The 11,252-nt window shown below is 41.0% G+C and carries 9 protein-coding genes; 5 read left to right on the forward strand and 4 right to left on the reverse strand.

Features of this window, described 5'->3' with window-relative positions; translation table 11 throughout:
* Positions 1 to 13: 13 nt before the first annotated feature.
* A complete protein-coding gene (locus MMO38_RS09275) occupies positions 14 to 1,831 on the forward strand; it encodes a cation:proton antiporter (RefSeq protein ID WP_241323330.1) in 1,818 nt (605 codons plus the stop codon).
* A gap of 120 nt (positions 1,832 to 1,951) precedes the next feature.
* Positions 1,952 to 2,824: an Hsp33 family molecular chaperone HslO gene (locus MMO38_RS09280; RefSeq protein ID WP_004668427.1), complete on the forward strand. Its 873-nt coding sequence runs from the start codon at positions 1,952 to 1,954 to the stop codon at positions 2,822 to 2,824.
* Positions 2,825 to 2,869: 45 nt separating this feature from the next.
* Here the strand turns inward: MMO38_RS09280 and MMO38_RS09285 are convergent, their stop codons facing one another.
* Positions 2,870 to 3,160, reverse strand: coding sequence for a hypothetical protein (locus MMO38_RS09285; RefSeq protein ID WP_241323331.1), 291 nt, complete (start codon positions 3,158 to 3,160; stop codon positions 2,870 to 2,872).
* 143 nt (positions 3,161 to 3,303) lie between these two features.
* On the opposite strand from MMO38_RS09285, the gene MMO38_RS09290 reads away from it, so the two are divergent.
* The gene (locus tag MMO38_RS09290) at positions 3,304 to 4,254 is read left to right on the forward strand and encodes a DnaJ C-terminal domain-containing protein (protein WP_241323332.1); all 951 of its coding nucleotides are present in this window, start codon (positions 3,304 to 3,306) and stop codon (positions 4,252 to 4,254) included.
* A gap of 11 nt (positions 4,255 to 4,265) precedes the next feature.
* Complete coding sequence (locus tag MMO38_RS09295; RefSeq protein ID WP_004668424.1) at positions 4,266 to 4,592, forward strand: chaperone modulator CbpM; 327 nt, start codon at positions 4,266 to 4,268, stop codon at positions 4,590 to 4,592.
* 44 nt (positions 4,593 to 4,636) lie between these two features.
* On the opposite strand, the gene pnp is transcribed toward MMO38_RS09295, so the two are convergent.
* Together pnp and rpsO are read right to left on the reverse strand one after the other, a co-directional pair.
* Complete coding sequence (gene pnp, locus MMO38_RS09300; RefSeq protein WP_171063386.1) at positions 4,637 to 6,724, reverse strand: polyribonucleotide nucleotidyltransferase; 2,088 nt, start codon at positions 6,722 to 6,724, stop codon at positions 4,637 to 4,639.
* Between the two features lie 259 nt (positions 6,725 to 6,983).
* A complete protein-coding gene (gene rpsO / locus MMO38_RS09305) occupies positions 6,984 to 7,253 on the reverse strand; it encodes a 30S ribosomal protein S15 (protein ID WP_004668422.1) in 270 nt (89 codons plus the stop codon).
* Positions 7,254 to 7,490: 237 nt separating this feature from the next.
* On the opposite strand from rpsO, the gene MMO38_RS09310 reads away from it, so the two are divergent.
* Positions 7,491 to 8,789 (forward strand): beta-lactamase family protein, encoded by a 1,299-nt coding sequence (locus MMO38_RS09310; RefSeq protein ID WP_241323333.1) that lies wholly within the window; start codon positions 7,491 to 7,493, stop codon positions 8,787 to 8,789.
* Positions 8,790 to 9,494: 705 nt separating this feature from the next.
* Here MMO38_RS09310 and recD read toward each other — a convergent pair.
* Entirely contained in the window at positions 9,495 to 11,246 is a 1,752-nt protein-coding gene (recD, locus tag MMO38_RS09315; RefSeq protein ID WP_241323334.1) for an exodeoxyribonuclease V subunit alpha, read from the reverse strand.
* Positions 11,247 to 11,252 lie beyond the last annotated feature (6 nt).

The raw sequence follows: 11,252 nt of genomic DNA on the forward strand, positions 1-11,252 counted from the left end.
ATTGAGACGTTAAATGTCTTTATTACTCCCGATCATTTTTTTACTGGCTGCGACTTTAATTTTTGTGCCACTAGCAAAACGCTATGCCGCAAGCACTGTTTTGGGTTATCTCATTGCAGGGCTTTTGCTTGGCTCAAGTGTGTTCGCACTGATCACCGATACACAACTGATTCGCCAATTGACCGATTTAGGCATGATCATGCTGATGTTCTTTATTGGTTTCGCTTTTCGTCCTCGACACCTCTGGGTACAACGCCGCAGCATTTTAAAAAATAGTGGTTTTCCACTCAGCGTTATCAGCATCATTTTGGTGAGTGTCTGCTTTCTGTTGTTACAAAATCTTCTCAGCAGTATTATTCTCGGTATTGCCTTGGCTTTTTCTTCAGTCACTTTAATTCAGCAACTACTGCATCAAAAACAACAACTCAATAGTACATTTGGGCAGTCAGCCTCGAATACCCTACAGTTTCAAGTTTTCATTGCGATTATTTTAATTGCACTTTTCCCCTTATTAGAAGATACCGCAACCACTCAACACGGTATTGCTTATTTTGCTGCGATCATTGCCACTGTTTCAGGTTTATTCCTAGCCAGTCGTTATTTGGTTCGTCCTGCATTTCGCTTCTTGGCCCGTCATCATAGTCTTGAACTCATTCCAATACTGAGTTTATTGGTGGTTGTCGCAGTTATTATAATCATGGATATTCTCAACATCCATGTGTTGATTGGCGCATTTCTCGCAGGATTATTACTCGCAGAAACCGAATTTAAAGCAGAAGTTGAACGCATTATTCACCCTTTTAAAGATGCGGCAATTGGACTGTTTTTCCTTGCAATCGGTTTGGGGCTTTCACTTAGTCCCCTATTGCAATCACCGTTATTGATCCTCGCATCTATTCTTGTTTTAGTGATCATTAAAGCAGGCGTGGTTGCTGCTATCAGCTATTATCAACATCGTCATGCCAAGTTAAGTACCCTGCTTGCAGTGACGTTGGCACAAAGTGGAGAGCTGTCATTTATCCTGCTAAAAATTGCTGAAAGTGAAAATGTATTAGCCTCTAATATACTCGAATCGACCATGTTGATTGTTTTTGGTTCAATGCTACTCACGCCATTATTGTATTGGTTATTCAACGCTAAAATATTGCCGATGATGCTGAAAAAAACAGCTATTCCAACTCAGGATGTGCCCCAACACCCGATTCTGATTGTCGGTTTTGGTCGTTTCGGGCAAGTGGTCGCCCGAGCTTTACATGCGCAAGGCAAGCAATTCAGCATCATTGACAGTAACCAGCCCGATGCTGATTTTGTAGAAAAATATGGGCATCGTTTCATTGATGCCGATGTAAGCCAAGTTGAAAACTTACGTGCGGCTGGCATTGAGCATTGTAAATTACTGATCCTTGCCATTGATGATGTGGAAGACGGTATGAATCTAGCGCGTTATCTGCGTTTGAATTATCCAGACTTGAATATCATGGTTCGTGCCCGAGATCGTCACCACACCCATCTACTCAATGGTTTAGGTATTCAACATATTTGGCGTGAAACCTATGCATCATCATTGAATATGGCACAACAAGCGTTAATTGAAACAGGTCTTTCCAACGAAGAGGCGCAATCACAGATTGAACAATTTAAACAACAAGATCAGCAACTGCTTGAGCAACAGCATTGGTCACATGCTGAATATGATTTGATTGGTGCTTATCCAAATGCAATTGCGGAACTCGAATACTTGTTTGAAAATACAAAAATCATCGCCCAAGATCGTGTGCCGGATGAGCAAACTAAACAAAGTGATGCAAATTCACCGCATGAAACATCTTGAGTTTTAGCAAACAGACACCATTATTGACTGCATAACCATTCACCTTTTTATAAAAGCCCTAAGCGCTTTTCAAGGCAAAGCATTGCTTTGTTTCCCCAATACGGGGTGCTGGAGAAAAATATGTCTGATTTACGCCAACGCTTTTTTATTGAAGATAGTCCTATCCGCGGTGAAATAGTTCATTTAGAAGAAGCACTGCAAACCATTTTGGCGAAACGTGAGTATATGCCTGCGGTACAAAGCTTATTGGGTGAAATGTTAAGTGCAACAGCTTTACTTGCAAGCACCATGAAAATTCAAGGGCGTATTAGCTTACAAATTCAAGCAAATGGCACATTTAAATGGGCAATGGCGGAATGTAACCATTTAGGTGAAGTGCGTGCTCTGGCTGATTATGAAGAAGATCCACGCTTCGCCGAAGGTACAGATAGTCGTACGGTTCTTGCGTCATTGACCAATCCAATTTTGTTCATCAATATTGAACCTGAACATGGCGAACGCTATCAAGGTATTGTGCCACTCGATAAACCGACTTTGGCAGGTTGTTTAATACAATACTATGATTTATCCGCACAAATCCCAACCCATATTGTCCTAGCGACCAATAGTCAACGTTCAGGTGGTTTATTGATCCAACTGCTTCCTCGTAATGAAGAGGAACAAGAATTCGTTGATGAAGATTTATGGCCACGTTTAACCCTGCTGACTGAGACCTTAAAGCCAGAAGAACTCACTGATCTTTCAGCCAATGAAATTCTTTATCGTTTGTATAATGAGGAAGAAGTGCGTTTGCCCGAGGCTGAACAATTAAAATTTGGTTGTACCTGTTCTAGAGAGCGTTGTGCCAATGCTTTGATTCAAATTGGTGTAGCGGCGGTACATGAATCCCTTGAAATCCAAAACCCAATTCAAATGGATTGCCAATGCTGTAACACACGTTATGAGTTTACCGCTGAAGAAGCTTTAGGTTTGTTTGGTGAACATTTGAGTTAATCAAAGACAACTCCTGTGTTATCTACATGGGAGTTGATTCATTCATCAATACGATTTTGTTTTTATAATCGCCTGATTCCAAATATTTTCAAACTCTTCCTCTGAAATCACTTCAACAACAAATTGTGGATCAGCCTCTATTTCTACTTTTGTTGGCCAATTACATTCTGAACTAAAGGTAAGATATTCCAGCCCATCAATACTTGCATACCCTAATTGACCATTTCTGAAAACTTCAATTTTACGAATTTCTTCCATTGTTGCATTTAGTTCGCCATATATTAAATACGGTTCATCAACAAAATTATGAATCCATTGTACTTTCCAATACTGCATAGATTATCCCTAAGTACATTAAGCTATCTATTTTTATACTAGTTTTTCTATTTTTTGAAACAATATCAACACATATCCTCTCTGTTCTTTCTTGCTCAATCGTCAAATAATGGAATAAAAGTAAAACATTATGACAATAGACTATGGCAAAGAATTATTACGAAGAACTAGGTGTTGCACGCGATGCCTCAGCAGATGAAATCAAAAAAGCCTATCGCAAACTGGCGCGGAAATATCATCCTGACGTCAGCAAAGAGGCTGATGCTGAAGCCAAAATGCAAACGATCAATGTCGCTTATGACACCTTAAGTAACACCGAAAAAAAAGCTGAATATGATCAGCTGTTAGATCACCCACAAGGCTTTGCAGGTTTTGGTCAAAATAGCAATCAAGGCAGTGGATTTGATAGTTCACAATTTTATCGTCAAAGTTCGGGAGACAATACCGACTTTAGTGGTTTTGAAGATTTATTTGGTCGCTTTGGTTCTGGATTTGGTGGTGGACAACAACGTTCGCAACGCCAACAACGTAGCTATCGCGGTGAAGATCAACATGCCAGCATTCAAGTCGATTTATCTGTCGCCTATCAAGGTTCAACTCAACAAATTAGTTTGCAAATACCGACCTACAATGCCTATGGCGAACCTGAAATACAGCGCAAGACCTTAGAGGTTAAAATTCCAAAAGGAATGAAAGAAGGTCAACAAATCCGCTTAAATGGACAAGGACAAAGTGGTATCAACGGCGGTGAAAACGGTGATCTTTATATCGAAATTCAATACAATGATATCGATCGCATCCGTGTAGAAGGTGCAGATGTATACCACACCATTGATGTCAGTCCTTGGGAAGCTGGTTTAGGACAAAATATTGGGGTGAATACACCCGCAGGACAACTTAATGTCAATTTACCTAAAAATGCAAAAAATGGGCAACAATTACGTTTAAAAGATAAAGGCATTCCAAACAAAATCGCAGGACATCTTTATCTGATCATTAACATCGTTTTACCACCAGCACATAGTGAACAAGAGCAACAAGCCTATCAGCAATTTGCTGATGCTTTCTCCTCTTTCCAACCTCGTGCAAGATAAGGAGTAAGATCATGACAACGATTCAATACAAAGAAATCCAATATGATGGTCACTGCCAAATTGAAATCATTGATGAACAAATGGCACTAGACCTTGAACGCTTTGCTGAAACTTGTGGTCAAAGTACAGAATGGGTACTCAAACTGATTGATTACGATATTTTGCAAGTCCAAGTTGATCCGCAAAGCTATCAATTTATTGGTGAAGATGTGGCTCGCGCACGTCGTGCTTATCGTTTACAACGCGACTTTGACGCGAGTTTATCGGCAGTTGCAGTTATGCTGGATTTGATTGATGAAGTACAGCAACTGCGTAAACAGTTAAAACATTTTCATTAAAAAAAGTCCGCATTTAGCGGACTTTTTTGTATTGCTCAGCGAGATTATGCTTGTTCAATATCTTTCATCGTCAATTTGATACGACCACGATTGTCTACATCAGCAACCTGAACTTTAAGTTCTTGGCCTTCTTTTAAGACGTCAGACACATTCGCAATACGCTCATTCGAGATTTGTGAAATGTGAAGTAAACCATCTGTACCTGGCATGATGTTTACAAACGCACCAAATTCAACGATACGAATCACTTTACCATCATAGATTTTACCTGGTTCAACTTCAGCAGTAAGCGCTTGGATTTTTGCAATCGCAGCTTTAGCAGCCGCTTTAGTTTCACCAAATACGCGAACTGTACCATTATCTTCGATATCAATCGCAGCTTTGGTTTCTTCAGTAATAGCACGAATCGTTGCGCCACCTTTACCAATCACATCACGGATTTTGTCTGGGTTAATGGTGATCACTTCAAATGTCGGTGCATGTGCATTAATTTCAGGACGTGCACGTGAAATGACTTTGTTCATTTCATTGAGGATGTGCATACGACCAGCAAATGCTTGGTTGAGTGCAGCTTCCATGATTTCTTCAGTGATGCCTTCAATCTTGATGTCCATTTGAAGTGCAGTAATACCATTGGCAGAACCAGCAACTTTAAAGTCCATATCACCTAAGTGATCTTCATCACCTAAGATGTCAGAAAGAACTGCAAAACGCTCACCTTCTTTCACTAGACCCATTGCGATACCCGCAACTGGCGCTTTCAATGGAACACCTGCATCCATAAGTGACAATGAAGCACCACATACAGAAGCCATTGAAGATGAACCATTCGATTCAGTGATATCAGATACGATACGAATCACGTACGGGAAGCGATCTGCTGCAGGAAGAACAGCCTGAACACCACGACGCGCTAAGCGACCATGACCGATTTCACGACGTTTAGGACCTGATTCACGACCTGTCTCGCCTACAGAGTATGCAGGAAAGTTATAGTGCAACATGAAGTTGTCAGTTTTAGTACCCGCAAGCGTATCGACCATCAACGCATCACGTGTATTACCTAAAGTCGTTGTCACTAAAGCCTGAGTTTCACCACGTGTGAATAATGCAGAACCGTGCGCACGACCTAATACACCCACTTGAACGTCGATACCACGAACTGTTTCAGTATCACGACCATCAATACGTGGTTTACCAGACAAGATATTGTCACGTACGGTACGGTATTTAAGCTCTTCAAATAATTCGTTTACTTCGTCAGCAATACCAGTTTCGTCATTTTCAGGAACGAATTGTGCAACTGCTTCTGCATAAAGTGCATCAAGTGCTGCGTAACGGTCTTGTTTTACCGCAATGGTATATGCATCAGAGATTTTTGCTTCAAACGCTGCTTTTAATTGCTCAAGCAGTGCTTCGTTTTTAGTTGGCGCAACCCAAGTCGATTCAACTGCACCCGCAGCAGCAGCAAATTCTTTAATCGCTTGAATCGCGATTTGCATTTCGTCATGACCAAAAAGTACAGCACCGAGCATTTGGTCTTCTGAAAGTTCTTTCGCTTCAGATTCAACCATTAATACTGCTGATTCTGTACCAGCAACCACAAGGTCAAGATCGCTTTCTTTTAACTGTTCATGGTTCGGGTTAAGAACGTATTCACCGTTGATCAAACCAACACGTGCACCAGCGATTGGACCACGGAATGGAACAGATGCAATTGACATTGCAGCTGAAGTACCGAGCATTGCAGCAATGTCGGCATCCATCGTTTTGTCAGAAGAAATAACCGTTGCTGTTACTTGGATTTCGTTATAGAAACCTTCTGGGAACAATGGACGGATTGGACGGTCAATGAGGCGTGAAATTAAAGTTTCAGCTTCAGACTGACGACCTTCACGTTTGCCATAACCACCTGGGATACGACCCGCAGCATATTGTTTTTCTTGATAGTTAACTGTAAGTGGGAAGAAGTCTTGCCCTGCTTTTGCTTTAGGTTGAGCAACGACAGCCACAAGTACAGTGACACCACCCATCGTTACAACAACAGTATTCGCTTGACGCGCAACACGACCCGTTTCTAAAACAACTTGATGTTGACCAAATTGGAATTCTTTACGAATGATATTAAACATTGACATGTATTTTAATTTCCTAGTTTTAATTCTAGTGAGACCCCTAAGGTTTGGCATTCAGACTACAACTGCTGTGTAGATAAATGACAAAGCTTAGAAGCCATCGCACTAGACCAAAGATTTTTAAAAAAGTTAAACACAAAGAAGGAGCGAACATGCGCCCCTTCTATAAAATCACCTAAGATAGATTAGGTGAAACTTTCTTCTCAGCGATAAAGCACTGTGACATGCGAAATACCGAAAACAAAGCCAAATCGAATTAACGACGTAAACCTAGTTCGCCGATCAAAGCAACATAACGACCGTGATCTTTACCATTTAAATAGTCAAGAAGTTTACGACGTTGGTTAACCATACGAATCAAACCACGACGACTATGGTGGTCGTGTTTGTGTTCTTTAAAGTGGCTCTGTAAATCATTGATTTGAGCAGACAATAAAGCAACTTGTACTTCTGGTGAACCAGTGTCGTTTTCAGCACGAGCAAATTTAGCGATGATCTCTGCGCGATCTGCGTTTGTTAAAGCCATTCGATTTCTCCGAGATGCTTAAAAAATAAATGATATTGATCAGTTCTAAGAACTGACTGCCGTGCATCACTACAGCAAGTTGGCTATTTTAAGTGATCTCTGACTATATTGCAAAAATGTTTTAACGACACGGGCATTTCGGCAGCTGACAGCCCGAATAAAAAGAGGCACACTAACTGAGTTCTGTTTTCAATTTATGACAGAAATGAAAGAAAAACGAAAAAATGCGAGGGAATCGTGAAAATTTTATCAACCAATACCTGTTATGTACCCCATGATTTAAATCAAGTCATTCGCTCTAAAGATGAAGTTGCTGCTGAACTCGGGGGAATGACCGATGCTCAGATTGGAAAAATTTGGAACAGTGTCGAACACTTGTACAAAACAGGTAACTATCCACTGATTACCTTGTGTCTACGTCGAAAAGGACAGATTCTAATTAACCGTAGTATTGGTCATGCTCAAGGCAACTCGCCTGATGGGTTAGCCGCCGATGCCAAAGTCGGGACACCAGATACACCTGTTTGCTTATTTTCGGCATCTAAAATGGTCACCGCCATGCTGATCCATATGTTAGATGAACGCGGTGATCTAAATTTACTTGATCCGATTAGCTACTATATTCCTGAATATGGCGTAAATGGGAAACGTCGTGCCACCATTTTCCATTTACTTTCCCACCGCGGCGGCATTCCTCGTATTGACAGTGAAGTCACACCAGAACTGCTGTTTAATCAAGAAGAAATCTTAAAGCTGCTGTGTGCAGCCAAACCGGTATCCCCTTCAGGCACGCATCTGGCCTATCACGCCGTCACCGCTGGCTACATTTTAGGTGAAATTGTACAGAGGGTGACAGGTCAAAGCGTTCGTGAGTTTTTGGCAGAAAATATAGAAAAACCGATGGGCTTGGACTACTTTAACTATGGTCTAAAACCTGAATATCGTGCCGATGCCGCGCTCAACTACGCAACAGGCATTCATCCAAGCTTGGGCACAGATCATTATCTACATCGTGTATTGGGCGGTGGTTTGCAGCTTGCAGTTGATGTCACCAACGATACTCGGTTTATGGATACGATTTGCCCCGCAGGAAATATCTATACCAGTGCTGAACAAGCAGGTCGTTTCTTTGAAATGTTGTTGAGTGGTGGTGAATATCAGGGCAAACAAATTATGAGTGCCAAAACGGTTTTTCGTTCGACGCTACCAACATCAGGGATCAGTTTAGATCGCACCTTACTTGCACCGATGCGTTATGCTTTAGGTCCTATGCTCGGCAGTAACCCAATTGGCTTATTTGGCCCGATGACTGGACAAGCCTTTGGACATATCGGTTTCTCTAACATTTTATGCTGGGCTGATCCTGAGCGTGATATCAGTGTCTCGCTTTTAACGACTGGGAAATCTGTCGTCGGAACACATTTACCTGCTCTGGCAAAAACCCTCTATCAAATCTCAACCAATTGTCCAAAAATCCCAAAAAATCAACGTCGCTCATTGTTTGCAACTGATCGTACGGAAAATGATTTGGTGTAGCGGTTTAACATTCAAATCCATACAAAAAAGCCCAAGTTTTAGCTTGGGCTTTGCGCTTAATTTTTATTGTTTTCATTTTCATTTATTTTTGTTATTTATCTTTTTATTTACGATCATTCAAACCCTCTGAATGAGATTCACACATCATTTTTCTTATATAACTGAAAAGAATTTTCTTCTCTTTATACTGATCATTCTGTCACAACCAATTGTGGAGAAAAATAGCATTTCTCTTATCTCCTTGTAAGTTAAAACGTACGATTCTGTATAACAATTAACTTAATAATTAAAAATAACTGTCTAACAATGAAGTGGGGGAACAAAACGATTTATTGAAGTATCAAACGGGTCGATTCTGTTTCACTTAAACAGCAAAATCCATCAAAGTGTGAATGTTCACGCTTTGAAATCAACCGATATTAAAGGTCACTATTTTTAGGCTTTTATTTGTAAAAATAAAAAAGCCCTGTAGTCTCTCCCAAAACTACAAGGCTTAGCGGCTGTAAGTTTCCTCTTTTATCACTTACTTCACTGTAAGTTCGCTGTCATCACGACGTTATTATTATATTTTTGCGATTTACCTAGTTTTCCCTACTAGGCTCTTTGTGTGTCCATAATCTCAAAAACACACAGATAGCTCTAGCGCCAATTGCTTGAATCCTTGTAAGCATTTTCTTACAAAGTTGTGAACTTTGAAGTATAAGTTCACAATCCGTCCAAATTGATCTTTTGTACTAAACCACTGCGACGAACCGTTCGAATTGTAAGTGCTTGTAATAACGCATTTGGATCGGCCAAAAGTGTGACTACTTTTTTTGCACGAGTAATCGCCGTATAAATCAACTCTTGGCTAAGCAGTTTTTCCGCTGCTTGATCAAGTACCACTGCCGTATGACTAAACTCAGAACCTTGTGATTTATGAATGGTCAGAGCGAAAGCCGTTTGCATATTTCGAGGCAAACGATGTGCAGCAATCCATTTATTTAAACTCGGAAAAAATACCTCAAATTGCTGCGATTGGCTACGGTGTTTAAAGCAAATTCCAATATCGCCATTGGAAATCCCAAGTTGGTAGTCGTTATACGTCATCATCACAGGACGTCCCACGTACCAATCCCCGATTGCAATCTGTTTAAGTTGTTGATTCAACCATTGTTCAGCAAAACGATTGAGTTGCTCTATCCCTAAAGCACCATGTCGTACTGCGGCTAAAATCCGATAATCATCAAAAGACTGAATGACTCGTTCTATTTCATCTTCAGGGTCAATCGATTGTAGATAATTTTTTAACGCATCCACATAGCCCTGAAAACCATACATCAATTTTTGTTGATACGGTTCAACCTCAAAATCAGGTTGTTGTGGCAAATATTCCAGTTGAATCAGGTCTGGCATGCCCTCTGACAGTGCAATGGCTTGCAAGGTTGAAGGCACTACTATTTCCGATTCAAGTTTAGGCAGCACAGCGTGATGTTCTATTTGATCTTGCTGAGCTTGAATAAACCGTGCCAACTGTCCAATTTTGGCTTCATCAGAGAAACGGCGACTATTTTTCAGTTGTACTCGATTTTCGGTCAAGGCTTCGACCTGTTGTAAATCTGCCAAAACTGAACCGACATCGACCGAAGCCAATTGATTGGCATCACCCAGTAAAATAATACGACATGAATCAGGCACCGCTTCAAACAATAAAGTAGCGAGATTGAGATCCAACATCGATGCTTCATCGACCACGATAACATCATAAGGCAAAGGCTGTTTGGCGTGAAAGCGAGGAATCTGCTGATGCCCTAAACCGAGTAAACGATGCAGTGTTTGCGTATTTTGATGACGTAATTCATCGGTGACTAAACCTGATTCAAGCAGTTTGGGGTCATTAAATGAGTTTTGCAGTGCCTCTTGCATCCGTTGCGCCGCTTTACCTGTCGGTGCAGCCATGGCAATACGAATATCAGGAATCATCTGATTCAGCGCCGCAATAATTCTAGCCAAGGTATAGGTCTTACCTGTACCTGGTCCACCAGTAATAATGCTGAGCCATTGTTGCATTACCATTTTCAACGCCGCTTGTTGATATTCATCATTCAATAGGGCTTGATAGCTGGAAATATCCATTGCCTGAGTCGTTTGTCGCTTTAATCGACAAATCTGATCAGCGAGGCGTTGTTCTAAGTTCCAATATCGGTATAATGCCAAGCCCTGCTGATCATAGACGCATGGTGCAACTTGAATCGTTGCGATTTCGCTGCTTACAGCCAAATCACCCAAAGCTTCAAGCTGTGTTGAATCTACTTCAATGCAACTGTCGCCGTCTAAGCTGGCTTCAACCAGTTGTTGCAAGATAACTGATGCGCTAACTGCTTGTGCAGATTGAGAAAATGGAGCTTGTGAGAGATAACGACTCCACGTATTGAGCCAAGGTAAAGCTTCCGACTGATTACTGATTTGTTTGTCCACAGAGTT

Origin of the sequence: Acinetobacter sp. NIPH 1852, from assembly GCF_022549455.1 — a bacterium.
GTDB lineage: Bacteria > Pseudomonadota > Gammaproteobacteria > Pseudomonadales > Moraxellaceae > Acinetobacter.

What these genes read in the sequence shown, in the direction of transcription:
- MMO38_RS09275 (WP_241323330.1), top strand. Translation starts at nt 14, where the DNA reads ATGTCTTTATTACTCCCGATCATTTTTTTACTGGCTGCGACTTTAATT.
- MMO38_RS09280 (WP_004668427.1), top strand. Translation starts at nt 1,952, where the DNA reads ATGTCTGATTTACGCCAACGCTTTTTTATTGAAGATAGTCCTATCCGC.
- MMO38_RS09285 (WP_241323331.1), bottom strand. Translation starts at nt 3,160, where the DNA reads ATGCAGTATTGGAAAGTACAATGGATTCATAATTTTGTTGATGAACCG.
- MMO38_RS09290 (WP_241323332.1), top strand. Translation starts at nt 3,304, where the DNA reads ATGGCAAAGAATTATTACGAAGAACTAGGTGTTGCACGCGATGCCTCA.
- MMO38_RS09295 (WP_004668424.1), top strand. Translation starts at nt 4,266, where the DNA reads ATGACAACGATTCAATACAAAGAAATCCAATATGATGGTCACTGCCAA.
- pnp (WP_171063386.1), bottom strand. Translation starts at nt 6,724, where the DNA reads ATGTTTAATATCATTCGTAAAGAATTCCAATTTGGTCAACATCAAGTT.
- rpsO (WP_004668422.1), bottom strand. Translation starts at nt 7,253, where the DNA reads ATGGCTTTAACAAACGCAGATCGCGCAGAGATCATCGCTAAATTTGCT.